Annotated in this window: 19 protein-coding genes; 11 read left to right on the top strand and 8 right to left on the bottom strand. The window is 68.0% G+C overall.

Going from position 1 to position 17,321, the window contains the following annotated elements:
- Positions 1-66 precede the first annotated feature (66 nt).
- Positions 67-735 carry a deoxyribose-phosphate aldolase gene (gene deoC / locus GV792_RS08100; protein ID WP_163823320.1) on the top strand — a complete coding sequence of 223 codons (669 nt, stop codon included), beginning with the start codon at positions 67-69 and terminating at the stop codon, positions 733-735.
- Between the two features lie 47 nt (positions 736-782).
- On the opposite strand, the gene GV792_RS08095 is transcribed toward deoC, so the two are convergent.
- Positions 783-1,508 carry an LmeA family phospholipid-binding protein gene (locus tag GV792_RS08095; protein WP_163823318.1) on the bottom strand — a complete coding sequence of 242 codons (726 nt, stop codon included), beginning with the start codon at positions 1,506-1,508 and terminating at the stop codon, positions 783-785.
- A gap of 118 nt (positions 1,509-1,626) precedes the next feature.
- Here GV792_RS08095 and GV792_RS08090 point away from each other — a divergent pair, with 118 nt between their 5' ends.
- On the top strand, positions 1,627-2,268 hold the full coding sequence (locus GV792_RS08090; RefSeq protein ID WP_256668018.1) for a hypothetical protein: 642 nt from the start codon (positions 1,627-1,629) through the stop codon (positions 2,266-2,268).
- Positions 2,269-2,281: 13 nt separating this feature from the next.
- Here GV792_RS08090 and GV792_RS08085 read toward each other — a convergent pair whose 3' ends face one another.
- From GV792_RS08085 to GV792_RS08075, 3 genes are all read right to left on the bottom strand, one after another.
- Positions 2,282-3,040: a class I SAM-dependent methyltransferase gene (locus tag GV792_RS08085; RefSeq protein ID WP_309138567.1), complete on the bottom strand. Its 759-nt coding sequence runs from the start codon at positions 3,038-3,040 to the stop codon at positions 2,282-2,284.
- Complete coding sequence (locus tag GV792_RS08080; RefSeq protein ID WP_163823314.1) at positions 3,037-3,552, bottom strand: DUF2505 domain-containing protein; 516 nt, start codon at positions 3,550-3,552, stop codon at positions 3,037-3,039. The genes GV792_RS08085 and GV792_RS08080 overlap by 4 nt, the downstream gene beginning before the upstream one ends.
- Before the next feature lie 104 nt (positions 3,553-3,656).
- Positions 3,657-4,142, bottom strand: a complete 486-nt coding sequence (locus GV792_RS08075) for a DUF2505 domain-containing protein (protein WP_163823312.1) — start codon at positions 4,140-4,142, stop codon at positions 3,657-3,659.
- Between the two features lie 42 nt (positions 4,143-4,184).
- On the opposite strand from GV792_RS08075, the gene GV792_RS08070 reads away from it, so the two are divergent.
- Together GV792_RS08070 and GV792_RS08065 are read left to right on the top strand one after the other, a co-directional pair.
- Positions 4,185-5,273 carry a UDP-N-acetylmuramate dehydrogenase gene (locus GV792_RS08070; protein WP_375154325.1) on the top strand — a complete coding sequence of 363 codons (1,089 nt, stop codon included), beginning with the start codon at positions 4,185-4,187 and terminating at the stop codon, positions 5,271-5,273.
- Between the two features lie 153 nt (positions 5,274-5,426).
- Complete coding sequence (locus tag GV792_RS08065; protein ID WP_175583065.1) at positions 5,427-6,668, top strand: L,D-transpeptidase; 1,242 nt, start codon at positions 5,427-5,429, stop codon at positions 6,666-6,668.
- A gap of 10 nt (positions 6,669-6,678) precedes the next feature.
- Here GV792_RS08065 and GV792_RS08060 read toward each other — a convergent pair whose 3' ends face one another.
- The 3 genes from GV792_RS08060 to GV792_RS08050 all read right to left on the bottom strand — a co-directional run bounded on the left by GV792_RS08060 (position 6,679) and on the right by GV792_RS08050 (position 9,524).
- Positions 6,679-7,191: a type III secretion system chaperone family protein gene (locus tag GV792_RS08060; RefSeq protein ID WP_163823308.1), complete on the bottom strand. Its 513-nt coding sequence runs from the start codon at positions 7,189-7,191 to the stop codon at positions 6,679-6,681.
- Positions 7,188-8,567 carry a D-inositol-3-phosphate glycosyltransferase gene (mshA, locus tag GV792_RS08055; RefSeq protein WP_163823306.1) on the bottom strand — a complete coding sequence of 460 codons (1,380 nt, stop codon included), beginning with the start codon at positions 8,565-8,567 and terminating at the stop codon, positions 7,188-7,190. The genes GV792_RS08060 and mshA overlap by 4 nt, the downstream gene beginning before the upstream one ends.
- Before the next feature lie 135 nt (positions 8,568-8,702).
- The gene (locus GV792_RS08050) at positions 8,703-9,524 is read right to left on the bottom strand and encodes an alpha/beta fold hydrolase (protein WP_163823304.1); all 822 of its coding nucleotides are present in this window, start codon (positions 9,522-9,524) and stop codon (positions 8,703-8,705) included.
- 168 nt (positions 9,525-9,692) lie between these two features.
- Here GV792_RS08050 and GV792_RS08045 point away from each other — a divergent pair, with 168 nt between their 5' ends.
- The 4 genes from GV792_RS08045 (at position 9,693) to GV792_RS08030 (ending at position 12,528) form a co-directional block, all read left to right on the top strand.
- Positions 9,693-10,430, top strand: coding sequence for an SDR family NAD(P)-dependent oxidoreductase (locus tag GV792_RS08045; RefSeq protein ID WP_163823302.1), 738 nt, complete (start codon positions 9,693-9,695; stop codon positions 10,428-10,430).
- A gap of 56 nt (positions 10,431-10,486) precedes the next feature.
- A complete protein-coding gene (locus GV792_RS08040; RefSeq protein WP_163823300.1) occupies positions 10,487-10,933 on the top strand; it encodes an SgcJ/EcaC family oxidoreductase in 447 nt (148 codons plus the stop codon).
- Positions 10,934-11,012: 79 nt separating this feature from the next.
- Positions 11,013-11,783, top strand: a complete 771-nt coding sequence (locus GV792_RS08035; protein ID WP_175583329.1) for an SDR family oxidoreductase — start codon at positions 11,013-11,015, stop codon at positions 11,781-11,783.
- A gap of 124 nt (positions 11,784-11,907) precedes the next feature.
- Positions 11,908-12,528: an antibiotic biosynthesis monooxygenase gene (locus GV792_RS08030; RefSeq protein ID WP_163823298.1), complete on the top strand. Its 621-nt coding sequence runs from the start codon at positions 11,908-11,910 to the stop codon at positions 12,526-12,528.
- A gap of 107 nt (positions 12,529-12,635) precedes the next feature.
- On the opposite strand, the gene GV792_RS08025 is transcribed toward GV792_RS08030, so the two are convergent.
- On the bottom strand, positions 12,636-12,971 hold the full coding sequence (locus GV792_RS08025; protein ID WP_309138564.1) for an antibiotic biosynthesis monooxygenase family protein: 336 nt from the start codon (positions 12,969-12,971) through the stop codon (positions 12,636-12,638).
- A gap of 161 nt (positions 12,972-13,132) precedes the next feature.
- Between GV792_RS08025 and GV792_RS08020 the strand changes: the two genes are divergently transcribed.
- From GV792_RS08020 to GV792_RS08010, 3 genes are all read left to right on the top strand, one after another.
- A complete protein-coding gene (locus GV792_RS08020) occupies positions 13,133-14,029 on the top strand; it encodes an ROK family protein (protein ID WP_163823294.1) in 897 nt (298 codons plus the stop codon).
- A 182-nt stretch (positions 14,030-14,211) separates the two neighbouring features.
- Positions 14,212-14,949, top strand: a complete 738-nt coding sequence (locus GV792_RS08015; protein ID WP_163823292.1) for a phosphoglyceromutase — start codon at positions 14,212-14,214, stop codon at positions 14,947-14,949.
- 243 nt (positions 14,950-15,192) lie between these two features.
- A complete protein-coding gene (locus GV792_RS08010) occupies positions 15,193-17,244 on the top strand; it encodes a CocE/NonD family hydrolase (protein WP_163823290.1) in 2,052 nt (683 codons plus the stop codon).
- Positions 17,245-17,321: the final 77 nt, after the last annotated feature.

Here is a 17,321-nt window from a genome sequence, read left to right as displayed (position 1 = left end):
GTCCCTGGCGCGCAATCCGATTCCTGCCCGGGGCGGGGCGCTGCGCCGATGTGCCAGACTTTGCCCATGCCAGATTCCGCGTCGCTGACCCGTGCCGAAGTGGCCGACATGATCGACCACACCCTGCTGGCGCCGGAGGCGACCGCCGACGATGTGGCGGAGTTGGTGCGCGAGGCCCGCGAGCTCGGCGTGTACGCGATCTGTGTGTCGCCGTCGATGTTGCCGGTGCGGGCGCCGGGACTCGCGGTGGCCACCGTCGCGGGATTCCCATCCGGCAAACATCATTCGCTCGTCAAGGGTGCCGAGGCCAGGCTCGCCGTCGATCAGGGCGCGGCCGAGGTGGATATGGTCATCGACGTCGGTGCCGCCGTCGCGGGCGAATACACGGCCGTGCTCGCCGATGTCGTGACGGTGCGTGAAGCAGTCGGGGATCGGGCGCTGCTGAAGGTGATCATCGAATCCGCCGCGTTGCCGGACGAGGCGATCGTGCAGGTCTGCCGGGCCGCCGAACGGGCGGGCGCCGATTTCGTGAAGACCTCCACGGGATTTCATCCTGCCGGCGGTGCCAGCGTGCATGCGGTCGAGCTGATGGCGGAGACCGTCGGCGGACGGCTCGGCGTCAAGGCCAGCGGTGGTATCCGCACCGCGGCGGCGGCCGCCGAACTCATCGCGGCGGGCGCCACCCGTCTCGGCTTGTCCAAATCCCGTGCGGTACTGGAGGGTTTCGCGGTCTGAACGCAGGTGCGCAGCGCTGATGCGGCATCGGTGCGCGGCCGCGTCGCTCAGCAGGACGAGCTGCCTTCGTTCCCGGCGGGCAGCTCGGCAGGGCCGCCGGCCAGCTGCACCCGGAGGCCGTCGTCGGTTACCTCGAGGCCGGTCGGCTGCATCTCGAACGGGTAGACCTGCAGGCTCTGCGACAGCAGATCGGCGATGTCCTGGACCAGGTCTGTGGGCAAACCGATGCCGAGCACATGAGCGGATTCGATATCGACCTGCACGGTGCCATCGGCGATCCGCGGCTGCACCGCTACCTGGGCGAGGCCGCCGAGCACATCCATGGTCAGTTTGCCGTCGGCGGAGGAGGAGCTGACATCGCTCACCAGTCCGCCGAGAGTCCGGCGGATGCCGTCGTTGCTCCAGGTGACGTCGGCGGTGGAGCGACCGATCGCGGCGCCGCCGCGGCCGTTGTCGGTGACCTCGATGTCATGGAACTTCGCATGCACCCGCATGCCGACGGCCGGGCCGAACTTCACGTCGTCACTGTTGACGTTCACCTCGGGCAGCTTGCCGTCGACCCAGGTCACCAGCATCGGCTTGACGCCGAACCCGACGTCGATCTTGGAGCCCATCTCCTTCTCGAACTGGCTGCTGACACAGCTCGAGACCGCATGGCGCGCATACGCCTCACCGCCGACCAGCACGGTGGCCAGCAACGCGGTCACCGCGATCAGGGCGATCACCAGGGTGCGGCGACTGACCGTCAGTGCGGAGCGGATCTTCGTGGGCATGCAGCAGATTCTTCCCGACGTTTCTGTGTCGGCTCTGAGGGTGCGGTGAGGGATGTCTTGTAGGCGAGCCGCACTGATTGTGACATGTGCCACAAGATTGCCCGGTAGCCTGGTTCCCATGGCCGGTGAAGCGGCGAGGCGCAGTCCTGGTTTCCTTCCCGATCCTCTCGCGCCCGCAAGCGGGGATTCCGGTCGCGGCTGGCGGGTGTTGTGCCGGCTGGCCGGGCGTCACGCAGGCTTCTTCACCACCCGTCAGGTGTTGCGCACCGGTTGCGCCGATCGCGTGCGTGCCTGCCTCGGCAACGGCTCGGTGACCAGGACCGGCGTCGGCATGCTGCGGATGGCGAATTGGCCGGAGGGTCCCCTGGACGAATGCGCGATGTGGGCGGCCTGGTTCGACGGTGCGGTGGCGGTATCGCATCAGAGTGCCGCGGATCTGCACGGGATCGGGCGGTTGCATCCGAACTTCCTGCATCTGTCCGCGGCCGCCGGTCGTCCGCCGGTCACTCAGCGGGTGGTGGTGCTGCGCAGGCGGCTACCGAGCGCCGACCTCGAATCGGCCGGCCCGTTTCTGGTGACCACACCCGTACGCACGGTGCTCGATCTCGCCGAATCCGATATCGCTCAGTCGGCGCTGGACGAGGTGGTTGCCGATGCGCTCGCCATTCACCGTTGCGATGCCGACGAGATCCGTGCGGCGGGGGAAACTCTCGGCACCTGGGCGACGGTGCGGGTCCGGCGCGCACTCGCCGCAGGCTGATCCGGTCCCTGTGCTACGACGGTGCGACCGTCTGCCACGGCACCGACAACACGTTGTCGCGCATCCGCCTGCGATAGTCCCGGACCGGAAAGCCCTGCTCGCGCAGTAGTTTCGCGGCGGCCCGCCAGCGCACGCGCGGGCCGAACGGTGCCAGCGCCGCGGCATGCGACCAGGCGCGGTCGGCGGCGGTGAGCAGCGCGTGCACGCCTTCGCCGGGAATGTTGCGGTGGATCAACACCTTCGGGAGACGTTCGGCGATATCGGAAGGACGCTCGACGGTGAACGGGTCCCAGGCCAGGGTGAGCGACAGCGGGCCGGCGCGGTCAAGCAGCACCCATGCACTCCGTCGCCCGAGCTCGTCGCAGGTGCCGTCGACCAGCAGGCCGCCGGGGGCCAGACCGGACAGGATCGTCGACCAGGCGTCGGGGACGGCCGATTCCGGGTACTGGCGCAAGACGTTGAACGCGCGGACCAGCACCGGTCGCAGTCCGGCGAGTTCGAAACCACCGCGGGCGAAACTCACGCCGTCGCGTCCGTGCACCACGCGCTCCGGGTCGATCTCCAGACCGACCACGCGCACGTCCGGCCGTATCGTCCGCAGTCGTTCGGCCAGCTCGAAGGTCGTCCACGGGCTCGCGCCGTAGCCGAGATCGACCACCAGCGGGTCGGTGGCCGCGCCGAGCCTTGCGGTGACCAGGTCGTCGTTGATCAGCCAGCGGTCACTGCGACGCAACCGGTTGACGCCGGTGGTGCCGCGAGTGATCACGCCTATTGCGTGGGGTTTTGCTCTTCCAACCACGTCTGGGTCACCTCGGCCTCGGCACGGAACAGGTCGACGAGGTTGACCAGCATCAGTTGCTCGAGGCGCGGGCCGACCATCGGGATGAACACCTTCGCCTCGGAGGAGAAGCGCATGGTGCAGCCGGTCTCGGTGGGGAACAGGTGCATGGTTCCGGTGAGGCTGCCAGGGCCCGCGGGGATGGAGGCGGAGTATTTTCCGGTGACCTCGGGTCCGAACGGACCGTAGCTTTCCTTACGCGTGATCACCATGTCCTTGCGGATCACCGTCTGCGCGATCTCGGGCAGAGTGTCGCGCGGCAGGATGTGGTGCAGTACCACCTCGATCCCGTCGTCATCGGATTCGAGGCTGACCACGTCGTTGGGGGAGTACTTCCGCATCTCCTCGATCCGGGCCTCCCAGTAATCCCGGTTCGACAGCGCCGCGTACAGCTCTTTGGTGGTGTGCAGCGGGTAGCGGGCGGAGTAGTCCAGTCGTCGAGCCATGGGCGATTACGTTACCGGGACCGGTTGCCACGGCATCGCCGGGCGGTGGAAGAAGGGACCGGCCACACACCGGTCCCCGGCGACGCCGTCGGCGTCGCAGCGCGTCAGTTCTCGGAGAGCCAAGCGTTGGTGAACTCGGTCTCCTCGGCCAGCAGTTCGGTGAGGCGTTCGGCGATCGCGGCCTCGATCTTGCCGCCGAACAGTGGAACCTTGACCTCGATCCCGCCGTCGACCACAGCGGTAGCGCCCGCGTCGACATCGCTGAGGGTTATCGTCCCGCGGACTTCAGCGGGCGCACCCTCCACGCGGGCCTCGAACGTGGCGGAATTGCCGGTCCAGCTCTCGGTACGCGGAATGATCAGGTCACCGGGGCGAACCGCGGTGATCGCTGCGGGCAGCAGTTCGGCGGCGATGGCCTGCACCACCTCGACGTGCACCTGTTCACCCTCGACGGTGACCGACTCCAGCCGGGCATTCGGCCCGCCGACGGCCGCGATCCGGTCCTTCCAGTACTGCTCGTCGCCGAACGCCGCGCGCACGGCAGCGACCGGATGGGTGTAGCGGGCCGTATACGCCAGGGGTGTAGCCATGGTCGGACACGCTACCGTCTGGCTGTGCGAACTTCACGGTTGGTGTCATCGGAACAAGTGCGTGACCTGCTGTCGGGGACCGGTGCGGCGGTCCGCGATGGGGTACGCCTCGCGGACCTGACGACGCTGCGGGTCGGCGGACCGGCCACCGTCGCCGACTGCGCGAACACCGATGCCCTGGTGGCGACTGTCCGTGCCCTCGATAGCGCCGGTGTGCCGCTGCTTCTGCTCGCCGGTGGCTCCAATCTGCTCATCGACGATGCCGGGTTCGCCGGTGTGGTAGTGCGGGTGGCCAACGACGCGGTCACTTTCGGTGCCGACAGTGTGCTCGCCGAGGCCGGGGCCAACTGGGACTCGGTGGTCGCGGCCACCGTCGACGCCGGATTCGGCGGGCTGGAATGCCTGTCCGGGATTCCGGGTTCGGCAGGGGCGACGCCGGTACAGAACGTCGGCGCGTACGGCGTCGAGGTCGACCGATTGCTGCGCCGGGTCCAGTTGCTCGACCGCACCACCGGCGGGGTCCGCTGGGCCGATCCGGCCGAACTGGGTTTCGGTTACCGAACCAGTGTGCTCAAGCACAGCGATCGTGCGGTGGTGCTGGCGGTGGAGTTCGCGCTGGACCCCAGTGGTGCCAGTGCACCGCTGCGGTACGGGGAGCTCGCTCGGGTGCTCGGCGCGACCGATGCGCAGACCCGGCCCGCCGTGCAGGTCAGGGAGGCGGTGCTGACGCTGCGCGCGGGTAAGGGGATGGTGCTCGACTCCGCCGACCACGACACGTGGAGCGCGGGCTCGTTCTTCACCAATCCGGTGGTGCCGCAGGCCGAGGCGGAGCAGGTACTCGGGAAGATCAGCGCATACGTCGGCGGAGACGCCATACCGACGTATCCCGCGCCGGATGGCGTGAAGCTGTCGGCCGGGTGGCTGATCGAGCGCGCCGGTTTCGCCAAGGGGTTCCCGGGCCCGGGCGCGGCTGCCCGGTTGTCGACCAAGCACACGCTGGCGCTGACCAACCGGGGTGCGGCGACGGCGACCGACCTGGTCGAGCTGGCCCGCATCGTCCGGGACGGGGTTGCCGAACGGTTCGGCATCCGGCTGGTGCCCGAGCCGGTCACCGTCGGGATCACCCTCTGACAGCTCACCCGGGTCGATAGCTGACAGATTGCTGTCGCGCTGGTTTGCCGGTAGCAAACTTTCCCGCCGACGTGGTCGATCACACACCCGTACGCAGGCGATCCGGCGCGGGTGTGGTCGGGCGGGCGGTTTGCCGAGCGTAGATTCGATGGAGTGAGCAACCGACCAGACACGTTCCGGCCGGCTGTCGCTGTGGCGGGCGTGCTGCTCGCGGTGGTGGCGCTGGTCGCCGGGTGCACGATCGACCGGGGTGCGGGTTCCGGACCGGCTGCCGACGATCCGATCGCCTCGGTCACCATGACACCGGACGACGATGCCGCCGACGTCAGCCCGACCGCCCCCGTTTCGGTGACCGTCGAGAACGGCACCATCAATCAGATCGCCCTGACCAACGCCAACGGCAAGCAGGTCACGGGCGAGGTGTCACCGGACAAGCGCAGCTACCGCACCACCGAACCGCTGGGCTACGACTCGTCCTACACCTGGACCGGCACCGCGATCGGCACCGACGGCAAACCCGTCCCCATCGACGGCACCTTCAGCACGCTCGCTCCGAAGGCGACCGTCCCGGCCACGCTCAATATCGGCGACGGTCAGGAAGTCGGTATCGCCGCGCCGATCATCCTGCAATTCAAGGGGTCGGTGCAGAACAAGGCCGCGGTGGAGAAGGCGCTCACCGTCACCACCGATCCGCCCACCGAAGGCGCGTGGGCCTGGTTCCCCGACGACAACGGTGGCTCCCGGCTGCACTGGCGCCCCAAGGAGTACTGGGCGCCCGGCACCACCGTGCATGTCTCGGCCATGCTCTATGGCCTCGACCTCGGCAACGGCACCTACGGCGACTCCGACATCACCTCCGACTTCACCATCGGACGGGCGCAGATCGTCAAGGCCGATGCGCCGAGCCACCGCATGCAGGTGGTGCGCGACGGTGCCGTCGTCTTCGATTTCCCGGTCAGCTACGGCGAGGGCAACGAGGCGCGCAATGTCACCCGCTCGGGCATCCATGTGGTGACCGAGAAGTACGAGGACTTCATGATGTCGAATCCGCCGTACTACGAGAACGTTCGTGAACGCTGGGCCGTGCGCATCTCCAACAACGGCGAATTCATTCATGCCAACCCGGCGTCGCTATCGGCACAGGGCGCGGCCAATGTCACCAATGGCTGCATCAACCTCTCACCCGGCGATGCGGAGGCGTATTTCCCGACCGCGCGCTACGGCGATCCCGTCGAGGTCACCGGCACCAGGATCGAACTCTCGGCCGCGGATGGCGATCTCTACGACTGGACCATCGATTGGGCGACGTGGAAGTCGATGTCGGCGCTCACCGGCAAGCCCGCGACGACGGTCTCCGCGACCCCGGTACCCCCGCAACCGGCGGGCGGGCGCTGACCCGGTCGGTTCAGGTGTCGGGAGACTCCTCGATGAGATGCTCGAACGCGCGCAGGTTTTTCAATGATTCCCCGCGCGAGACCCGCCATTTCCATTCCTTGCGGATGGATTCGGCGAATCCGAGTTCGAGCAGGGTGTTGAAGTCGAAGTCGACGGCTTCGAGCACCTGGCCGAAGATGCGGTCGAGCTCGTCGGGAATGACGGCGTGCGTGGACATCCGGCCGACCAGGTAGATGTCACCGACTCGGTCGAGGGTGTAGGCCACGCCGTAGAGCTTGCGATTGCGGCGAAGCAGGTATTTGTAGACGCCCTCGAAGTTCTCGTCGGGCTTGCGGCAGACGAACGATTCGATGCGCACACCGTGCTTGCCGACGGTGAGCATCAGCGTGGTCTTCAGCTTGCGCTCACCGGGCAGGACGACGACGAAGGTGTCGTGGGCGGGCCGGGTGTATTCGATCTCGCGGTCGGCCAGCGTCGCGTCGATCACGTCCGCGGTGGCCGCTGCCTCGGATGCCCGGCTCATCGGCGTGCTCCTGTCCGGCGCCGCCACAGCGCCCGCGATCTGGCCTGACTGTCGCCGAGGATAGTGGGCCTGCCCGCGGCGGCGGTGATGCCGCCGAGCCCGGCGCGTTCGCCGGCGAACCGCGACAGCGCCGCCGAATAACTGGCCAGCAGGCCGTCGGCGGTGTGCGCCCAGGAGAATTCCGCGGCGTGCTCGACGGCACGGGCGCCCATCTGCTCGAGCCTGACGGGTGCGTCGAGGAGGCCGGTGAGGGCGTCGGCCCAATCATCGGTGCGGTGGCCGGGAACGAGTAGACCGGTGTGCTGATCGCGGACCGCGGTGCCGAGCCCGCCCACATCGGCGGCGAGCACCGGGGTGCCGCTGGCCTGCGCCTCCAGCGCGACCAGGCCGAAGGATTCGTTGTAGCTCGGGACCGCGACGAGGTCGGCGGCGCGATAGATCTGCACCAGCCGGTCCGCGGACTGCGGCGGCAGGAACGTCACCCGATCGGCGATGCCGAGTTCGGCGGCGAGTTCGATGAGAGCATCCGGGCGCTTGAGCCCACTACCCGACGGCCCGCCGACGATGAGCACCCGCAGCTTCCGGTGTGGATCGCGTTGCAGGGCCGCGGCTGCGGCGCGCACCAGGACGTCGGGAGCCTTCAGCGGCTGGATGCGGCCGATGAACGCGACGACCTGCTCATCGGTCGACAGTCCCAACTCGGCGCGGGCGGCGGCCTTGTCGCCAGGACAGTAGCGGCTCAGATCGGCGCCCGGCGGGACCACGTCGATGCGGTCGGTATCGGCGCCATAGAGCTCGACGAGCTGACGCGCCTCCTCACCGGTATTGGCCACCATGCGGTCGGCCTCCGCGATCACCTGCTTCTCGCCGATCTCGCGGGTCGCCGGTTCCGGACAGTCGCCCTCGGCCAGCGCGGCGTTCTTCACCGCCGCGAGGGTGTGCGCGGTATGCACCAGCGGCACCCGCCAGCGGTCGCGGGCCAGCCAGCCCACCTGACCGGACAGCCAGTAATGCGAGTGCACCAGGTCGTAGTGGCCGGGCAGATGCCGAGCTTCCTGGCGCAGCACCTCGGCGGTGAACGGGCACAGCTGGGTGGACAGATCGTGCTTGTCCAGGCCCTCGAACGGGCCCGCAACCACGTTGCGCACCAGCACGCCCGGCGCGGCTTCCTGCACCGGCGGAACATTCGAAGAGGTAGCGCGGGTGAAGATCTCCACCTCGGTGCCGCGACGAGCAAGCTCGATGGCGGTCTGCAGCACGTAGACATTCATGCCGCCCGCATCGCCGGTACCGGGCTGCGCGAGTGGTGAGGTGTGCACCGACAACACCGCGATCCGACGGGGCGGTGGTTCCGGGCGTTCACTCACGATGTCCATACTGCATGGTGTAACGCTGCGTTCAGGCGCCCGCTTCCCGACGAGTGACAGCCATCACAAAGCGGCCGTGAGGGTGGTCACCCGATCCGAGGCGGACGCTCGGGCCCGGGTCGTGCAGTGCTCGGCTCAGGTGGTTCAGAGGTCGTCGATGAACTCGCCGACCTCGCGGACGAAGCGTTCGCGATCCTCGATGAACAGGCCGTGCTGGGCGTCCTCCCAGAACGACGTGCGCGATTTCGGGGCCAGTTCGGCGATGTATCGGCCGTTGTCGAACGGCACCACCGGGTCGGCGGTCCCGTGTAGCACCAGCACCGGAATATCGAGGTTGCGCAGGGTCTCGGAGTTGTCCACGGTGCGATAGAACAGCGCCTTGCGCACGAACGGTGGGGTCGACAGGCTCGCGCCGAACAAACGCTGGGCGTCGGCGCCCTTGTCCGCGCCCGGTCCGGTATTGGAGTTGCCGAACGCCGCGAATCCGCGCATGGCCCGGCCCGCGCTCTCCTCGAACACCGACGGAATCGCGGTCTGCATCGCCGGGCCGACTCCCGCACCGGGGATGTCGGGGCCGATATTGGCCAGCGATCCGGTGTAGATCACGCCCGCCAGCGCGGCCGTACCGCAGGCGGTCAGGTAATCGCTGATCGCGATGCCGCCGTAGGACCAGCCGAGCAGCACCGCGCCCGACTCGATCGATTCGGCGGCAAGGACGGCAGCCAGATCGGCGGCCCAGTTCTTCGGGTCGTCGTAGCCGGTCTCCGGTGCCTCCGAGTACCCGTGCCCGCGCAGGTCGACCGCGATCACCCGGTACCGCTCGGCGAGATCGTCGGCAGCCCGACCCCAGCACCGCAGATTCGCCGACCAGCCGTGCAACAGCACCAGCGGCCTGCCCTCGGCCGGGCCGCTGACCCGGTAGACGATGCTTGTTCCGTCAGCACTGACGACGTCCCGAATAGCCATGCCCGTCAGGCTAGCGTTCCCCCCGGTGGACAGGTCGGGCTCGGGCCGGGGCGGTCGCCGGCGAAATCCATCCCTTTAGGCTTGGCGCATGAGCGAGCGCAGCGAGCGAACATTCACCACAGCCCCGAGTTTGCTCGTGCTGGAGCCGAGCGCTAGCGAGGTGGAAGCATGAGCCAACGCACCGCCGTCGTCACCGGAGCCAGCTCGGGAATCGGGGAGGCCACCGCCCGGGAGCTGGCACAGCAGGGTTACCACGTATACGTCGGTGCCCGCAGGCTCGACCGCCTGCAGCGGCTCGCCGACGAGATCGGCGGTACCGCGCTCGAACTCGATGTCACCTCCGAGGATTCGGTACAGGCGTTCACCGACGCGATCGAGCGGGTGGACGTGCTGGTGAACAATGCCGGCGGCGCGAAGGGCCTCGCGACCGTCGCCGAGGCCGATCTCGACGACTGGCGCTGGATGTGGGAAACCAATGTCCTCGGCACGCTGCGGGTGACCAAGGCGCTGCTGCCCAAGCTCATCGACTCCGGCGACGGACTCATCGTCACCATCACCTCCGTTGCCGCCTTCCACGCCTACGACAACGGCTCCGGCTACACCACGGCCAAGCACGCCCAAGCCGTCCTGCACCGCACGCTGCGCGGCGAGCTGCTCGGGAAACCGGTCCGCCTCACCGAAATCGCTCCCGGCGCAGTGGAAACCGAGTTCTCCCTCGTCCGCTTCGAAGGCGACGAGGAGCGCGCCGCCAAGGTCTACGAGGGCATCGACCCGCTGGTCGCCCAGGACATCGCCGAGATCGTCGCCTTCACCGCGTCCCGCCCATCCCACGTCAATCTCGACCAGATCATCGTCAAACCCCGCGACCAGGCCGACCCAGGCCGCTTCGCCCGCCGCACCTCCTGATACCGGCACGAGTGGCGCTTGACCTGAAGAATGGTTCAGATATCACGCTGTTCATCATGAGCGCAACAACATCCGAGCCACCGGTCGTCGAAGACACCTCCGTCGACCACACCGCCGATATCGCCGCGATCGAACAACTGGTCGCCGATGTCGAGACCGGCTACAACACCAACGACGCCGAATTGATGATCAGCGGATTCACCGCGAACGCGTCGGCGGGCAATGCGGTCGGCACGGTGATCACCGGCCGCGACGCCCTGCTCGACGCCGGCCGCCGCGGGCTCGCCGGCTTTCTGAAGAACGAGTACGTCCACTACGAAGTCACCGATATCACCTTCCTCCGCCCCGATATCGCTATCGCGCACAAGGCGGCGAGGGCAACCACCGCCGACGGCACCCTCATCGACGAGGACCCCGCGATGGTCGCCCTCTATGTCCTGGTCAAGGAGAACAACCGCTGGTGGGTCGCCACCCGTCACAACACCCCGGTCCCAGCCGCCTGACCCGAGCCGAACTCCGCCGCGGCACGCAGCGTTGTCACACTCGCCTGTCCTACGTCGTCGATGCGGTGAAGGACATCGGATGGAGGAGGTAATGATGCGGGTTGCGGTGCTCGGGGCAAGTGGACGGATCGGCCGTGAGGTCGTGGATGTGCTGAAGAATCAGGGGCATGAGGTTGCCGAACTGACTCGGGCGGCAGGGGTCGACGCCTACACCGGTGCCGGGTTGGAATCGGCGCTTACCGGGGTGGACGCGGTGGTGGACGCGACCAATGCGTCGACGACGGAAACCGCTGCGGTACAAGACTTCTTCCGTACCATCGCCCGGAATGTGCAGCGGGCGGCGCCGGCGGGCGTACAACGGATCGTGCTGGTGTCGATCATCGGCATCGATGCGTTCACCGCTGGCCACTACGCGGGCAAGCTCACCCATGAGCGCGCCTACCGGGAAGGTCCGGTGCCGGTGCGGATTCTGCGGGCCGCGCAGTTCCATGAGTTCACCGAGATGATGGTGGAGTGGACGACCCGCGGTGACACCGCCTACGTCCCGGCGACGCGCACCCAGCTCGTCGCCGCACGCACGGTCGCCGAGGAACTGGCGAAGCTGGCGACGGCGGATTCTGCCCTCGAGATGACCGAGATCGCCGGCCCGGAAGAACTGAACCTGGCCGCGGCCACGGCGCGCCTCGCCGCCCGTCGCGGTGCCCCGGCCAGGGTGCAGGAGATAACCGACAACGAGGATCCGAACCGGGACCCGCAGGCCGCGGGTGCCCTGCTGCCGTGTCCCGGCGCGATCATCGCGGGCCCGACCTTCGAGCAGTGGCTCGACCAGCACTATCCCGCGAACAGCTAGCCTGCCGGTTTTCGGCGTCACCGGAAGATCAGCTTCGCCCCTTGCCTCCGCGACCACGAGGGAGCATCGTGAAGGGCACCGGTGGCGCCGCCGGGCGCTGCCCTGAGCAGAGAGGGGGTGGGTCGTGTTCGCGCGATCTACCACGATTCAGGCGCAACCCTCCGCTATCGACGCCGGGATCGCGCATATGCGTGATGTCGTGCTGCCTGAACTCCACGAAATACCAGGGTGTGTCGGATTGTCGCTGATGGTGGACCGGACCAACGGCCGGTGCATCGCCACGAGTTCCTGGGAATCGGAAGCGGCCATGCGCGACAGCATGGAGCGGGTCGGTCCGATTCGCGAACGCGCGATCGCCTTGTTCGGCGGGAGCGCGCACGTAGAAGAATGGGAGATCGCCGGTCTGCACCGGGCCCATCTGTCCCGCGAAGGTGCCTGTGTGAGGGCAACCTGGGTCAAGACCGATCCGAGCCGCGTCGATGCGGCCGTCGAGGTCTACAAGGCCAGCACACTGCCCGCGATGGAGGAACTCGACGGGTTCTGCAGCGCGAGCCTGATGATCAACCGCAAGTCCGGCCGAGCCGTCTCCTGCACCACTTACGACAACGCCGAGGCCATGCGGCGCGGCCGTGAGCAGTCGGCTTCCCTGCGGGTCGACGCCGCTCGGGAGGCCGGTGTCGAGGCACTCGACGTTCGTGAGTTCGAACTGGCGTTGGCGCATCTGCGGGTGCCGGAAATGGCGTAAGGGGTTCTGCGAGTTCGGTGAAGCGCAGGTGAACCGGCGGGTCGCGGGCGAGCGGCCCGCCGGGTCAGCGTCCGCTGCCACCGAATCACCCGCGCTGGGTGCGACTCCTAGGCCTGTTCCGGTATGTGCCGGAAGCTGTGGTGACGGCACTGTTCGCTGACGGTGATGGAGTATTCGCTGTAGAAATCGGTGCGGCCGAGATGCTGGGCGCGACGATGTTCGGGGTCCGCACGCCAGGCGTCGTGGTGGGCGCGGTTGTCGAAGACGACGATGGAGACGCGCTCGCCGTCGGTGGCGGTGAAGGATTTGATGTCGAGGAAACCGGGCATGGTCCTGGCGCGTTCTTCCATGCGGTCCGCCATCGCGGAGTAGCCGTTGGCTTCGGCGTCGGGGCGCAGGCGCGAACGGAAGATGGTCACTATCTGCGGGTCGTCGTCGGTCACGTTCCTGAGCATGCGTCGGCCGATGACCGAGCACCAGTGATTTTCGAGATCGGCGGACAGACCCGGGCGCGGCAAGCACTGCCGCTCGAGGTCGTGGCGCCGGCCGACCGCGGCTCATTGGGCGACAATCGTTCCCGAGCGACGACGATCAGGGAGGCTCGGTGGCGGTTCTGGCACTCGATATCGGGGCGACGAAGTTCGCCGCGGGGCTCGTCAACAGCGCGGGCAGGGTGCGTGCGGTGCGAAAGGTTCCGGTGCCGGCGGCTGGGGTGTGGCCGGCCTGCCGACAGCTGTTGCTCGAGGTCGCCGAGGGGAAGCCGGTGACGGCGGTCGGGATCGGATCGGCGGGGCCGGTGGATGTGCCGGGCGGGATCGCGGGGCCGCTCAATATCCCCGAATGGCGCGAAGGGTTCGCCCTCGTGGCTGCGGTCGGCGAGCTGTTTCCCGGTGCCGCAGTGCGATTCGCCATCGACGGTGCGTGTCTGGCACTGGCCGAACAACATTCGGGTGCGTTGCGTGGTGTGCGGAACGCGCTGGCGATGACGGTGTCATCGGGAATCGGCGGCGGGCTGCTGGTCGACGGACGAGTGTCCTCGGGCCGGACCGGCAACACCGGGCATATCGGCCACATCGTGGTGCCGGGCTGCGAGGTGCCCTGCGCCTGCGGTGGGGTCGGTTGTGTCGAAGCGGTCGCCAGCGGATTGTCGTCGGTTCGGTGGGCGAGGGAACAGGGCTGGGTGGGGGATAACGGGGTCGAGTTGGCGCAGGCGGCGGCTGCCGGCGATCCGATCGCGCGCGCCGCGCTGGAACGTGCCGGGACGGCGCTCGGTCAGGCCATCAGCTCCGCGGCGGCGCTGCTCGACGTCGACACCGTCGTCATCGGGGGCGGTTTCGCCGATTCGGGTGAACCGCTGTGGGCGCCGATGCGCGCGGCCATTACCCGGCACGCGGGTTTGAATTTCATCCGAGACCTGCGGGTCGAGCTGTCCGCGCTGGCCGACGGTGCGACCTTGGTCGGCGCCGCCATCCTCGCAGCCGACCTGCCCGCGCCGGACTGAACCTGCCCGCCCGGCCTGCGCTGGACCGGTCCGCCCGCGCGCTGAACCGGTCCGTCCCCGCCGAACGGCCGCCTGCCCCGCGAACCCTCGCCGCGACGTATCTCCACCCAACCCCCTGACCGGCGGGTCAGCCGCTCGAGGTGCACGCACGGCGTCGATCCGACCATGGCAGGATGGCCCGCATGACGTACACCCTCGTGTTGCTGCGCCACGGCGAGAGCGAATGGAATGCCCTTAATCTGTTCACCGGCTGGGTGGATGTCCATCTGACGGACAAGGGCATCGCCGAGGGCAAGCGGGCCGGCGAGCTGCTCGCCGAGCACGGCATCGCGCCCGACATCGTCTACACCTCGCTGCTGCGTCGCGCGATCAGCACCGCCAATATCGCGCTCGACGCCGCCGACCGCCACTGGATCCCGGTCGTGCGCGACTGGCGTCTCAACGAGCGGCATTACGGCGAGCTACAGGGCAAGAACAAGGCGCAGATCCGCGACAAGTACGGCGATGACCAGTTCATGCTGTGGCGTCGCAGCTATGACACCCCGCCGCCGCCGATCGAAGCCGACAACGAGTACAGCCAGACCGGCGACCCCCGCTACGCCGGTATCGATGTTCCGCAGACCGAATGCCTGCTCGATGTGGTGAACCGGATGGTCCCGTACTGGGAGTCGACCATCTCCAAGGAATTGCTTTCGGGCAAGACCGTGCTGGTCGCCGCGCACGGCAACTCGCTGCGCGCCCTGGTCAAGCACCTTGACCAGATTTCCGACGACGACATCGCCGGCCTCAACATCCCCACCGGCATCCCGCTGCGCTACGAACTCGACGACGACCTTCGTCCGGTGCGTCCGCGCGAGTACCTCGACCCGGAGGCTGCCGCTGCCGGCGCGGCCGCCGTGGCGAGCCAGGGTGGGAAATAGAGCCCGGGCACTACCTTTCGATCAGCGCGCCGCGTCCCGTTCAGGGGCGCGGCGCGCTAGCGTTTCGGCCCGATGCCCGCACCCTTCCGTCTGGGTCGGTCAGTGTTCTTCGGCGCGGGCGGCCCCGCGAATCCGCCGCGTGACCAGCCGTGAGCACATTAAGTGACTGACGATTATTACTCCCCGGTAAGTGGTGTGTAGGCTGCTCAGCGTCTGACCAGTGCGAGAGGTGGGTCACGTCCGATGAAGTACGTCTTACGGGCCGTTGTGATGATGGTGTCGGCGGTGCTGCTGTTTCCCCTACTGGGACAGAGCGCATTCGCGGCACCGGTAGCGGCAGGCCCGGACGGTGGTGCGGCGGGTGCGAGCTGGGCGGCGAACCACGACGGCCCCCAGCAGTACCCCAAGATCCACATCGAATGGGACGTGCCCATCACGATGGACGACGGGACGGTGCTCAAGGGCAACGTCTATCGGCCCGCCGACGAGTCCGGGCGGCCCGTTGACACGAAAACCCCGACCATCGTCAACATGACGCCCTACACCAAGTTGGTGTCGAATCTGGCCGATCATGCGGGTTCGATTCCCGGCCTGTCGGACGCCCTGCTGCAACTGCTGCGCGATATCGACCTCAGCGGTACGCCGCTGTCCGGCGTCACCGACCTGACCAAGGCCTTCGCCGGTGGTGAGCTGCGCAATTTCGCCGTCGACCGCCAGCTCGTCAAGAGTGGCTACTCGCAGGTGGTGGTGGATGTCCGGGGAACCGGGTTCTCCCAGGGTGTCTGGGACATGCTGCGCGATCGGGAACAGCGCGACACCGTCGAGGTGATCGACTGGGCCTCCCGCCAGCCGTGGTCGACCGGCAAGATCGGCATGAACGGCATCTCCTACTCCGGCATCAACCAAGTGCAGGCCGCCGAGAAGCAGCCCGCCGCACTGAAGGCGATCTTCCCGGTCGTGCCCGGCAGCGACCTGGCCAACGACGTCCTCATGCCGGGCGGCGGATTCGGCTTCAACTTCATCCCGCTGTGGCTGACCGCCATCAACGGCCTCAAATGGGTGCCCGATGTGTCCTCACTCGCCCTCGGCAACTTCGACCAGAAGTGGCTGGCAGACCGGATGGCGTCGCCCTTCACCTACCTCGACGTCTTCCTGAACGCCTACACCAAGGTGAACATCGACGACATCGACCCGCGCCTGCACGGCATGCTCGACCACACCAGCCCGGAACGGCAGGCGTGGCTCGGTGATCCGGCGAAGATCACGACCCCGACCTTCGTGGTCGGTGGGTGGCACGACCTGTTCACCTATTCCGAATCCAAGATCTACAACAAGATCTCGCTGCCGCCCGGCCAGAAGCAGCTGTTGATGGGCAACACCTATCACCTGAATTCCGGTAACGAGTACGGCAAGCCCGGACTGCCGCCGCGCCTGGATGTACTGCAGCGCGCATGGTTCGACAAGTGGCTCAAGGGCATCGACAACGGCATCGACAGCTACGGTCCGGTGACGCTGCGTCAGCAGGGCGGCGGCTGGGTGACCCGCGAAGGCTTCGGCGCCTCGGCTCCGGCCGATCAGCGCGCCGACCACCGGCGGATGTATCTGTCGGCCGCTCCGAGCGGAACCGCGCAGAGCGTGCACGACGGTTCGTTGACCGCCGCCGCCAACGGCGACACCGCCCGCCTGTCGGTGGCGCCCGGGCTGACCAGCCTGTGCTCCAACGACGCCGCGCAGGGGAGTGCGGGCGTGCTGTCCGTGATCGACGGTTGCGCGAAGGACTCCCGCATCCAAGAGCTCAACGGGTTGACCTTCACCAGTGCGCCGGTCGCGGAGGCGACCACCATCTCCGGTCCGATCGCAGTGCGGCTCAACACCGTTCAGGACGCGGCCGACGGCTACTGGGTGGTGACCGTGAACGATGTGGCGCCCGACGGCCAGTCCACCGTGCTGTCGTCCGGGCAGCTGATGGCCTCGCTGCGCGAGGTCGACCAGGCCAACAGCACTCGCTCGGCCAACGGCGACTACACCGATCCGCGCCCGTTCACCTCGATCGAGAAGCGCGAGCCTACCGTCCCCGGCGAGGCCACCACCCTCGATATCGGCCTCCCGGCGACCGAAGCCCTGCTGAAGCCCGGCCACCGCCTGCGCGTTGACGTCTATGCGGGCAACTTCCCGAAGGGCCTTCCGGTCCTGCCGATGCTGGTCGACACGGGGCTGAAGCCCCAGCACGTCCAGCTGGATCCGCAGCGGCCGAGTTTCGTCAACATCCCGGTGCGGGGCAACACCGGCTGGTAGTGCCCGCCCGTCGACCGAACCCGAATCGGGCGCGGCGATCATCGGAGGGGAATCGCCGCGCCGACAGGCCTGCGGCC

Origin of the sequence: Nocardia cyriacigeorgica (assembly GCF_010868145.1) — a bacterium.
Classification (GTDB): Bacteria; Actinomycetota; Actinomycetes; order Mycobacteriales; family Mycobacteriaceae; genus Nocardia; species Nocardia cyriacigeorgica_D.
Note: the sequence above shows the minus strand (reverse complement) of the source record. Positions and strands in the feature narration are given on the sequence as shown.

Excerpts from the sequence above, each read along its gene's own strand:
- GV792_RS08045 (WP_163823302.1), top strand. The coding sequence starts at position 9,693 with ATGAGCCAACGCACCGCCGTCGTCACCGGAGCCAGCTCGGGAATCGGG.
- mshA (WP_163823306.1), bottom strand. The coding sequence starts at position 8,567 with ATGGACATCGTGAGTGAACGCCCGGAACCACCGCCCCGTCGGATCGCG.
- deoC (WP_163823320.1), top strand. The coding sequence starts at position 67 with ATGCCAGATTCCGCGTCGCTGACCCGTGCCGAAGTGGCCGACATGATC.
- GV792_RS08015 (WP_163823292.1), top strand. The coding sequence starts at position 14,212 with ATGACGTACACCCTCGTGTTGCTGCGCCACGGCGAGAGCGAATGGAAT.
- GV792_RS08080 (WP_163823314.1), bottom strand. The coding sequence starts at position 3,552 with ATGGCTCGACGACTGGACTACTCCGCCCGCTACCCGCTGCACACCACC.
- GV792_RS08040 (WP_163823300.1), top strand. The coding sequence starts at position 10,487 with ATGAGCGCAACAACATCCGAGCCACCGGTCGTCGAAGACACCTCCGTC.
- GV792_RS08050 (WP_163823304.1), bottom strand. The coding sequence starts at position 9,524 with ATGGCTATTCGGGACGTCGTCAGTGCTGACGGAACAAGCATCGTCTAC.
- GV792_RS08010 (WP_163823290.1), top strand. The coding sequence starts at position 15,193 with ATGAAGTACGTCTTACGGGCCGTTGTGATGATGGTGTCGGCGGTGCTG.
- GV792_RS08075 (WP_163823312.1), bottom strand. The coding sequence starts at position 4,142 with ATGGCTACACCCCTGGCGTATACGGCCCGCTACACCCATCCGGTCGCT.
- GV792_RS08035 (WP_175583329.1), top strand. The coding sequence starts at position 11,013 with ATGGAGGAGGTAATGATGCGGGTTGCGGTGCTCGGGGCAAGTGGACGG.
- GV792_RS08060 (WP_163823308.1), bottom strand. The coding sequence starts at position 7,191 with ATGAGCCGGGCATCCGAGGCAGCGGCCACCGCGGACGTGATCGACGCG.
- GV792_RS08095 (WP_163823318.1), bottom strand. The coding sequence starts at position 1,508 with ATGCCCACGAAGATCCGCTCCGCACTGACGGTCAGTCGCCGCACCCTG.
- GV792_RS08090 (WP_256668018.1), top strand. The coding sequence starts at position 1,627 with ATGGCCGGTGAAGCGGCGAGGCGCAGTCCTGGTTTCCTTCCCGATCCT.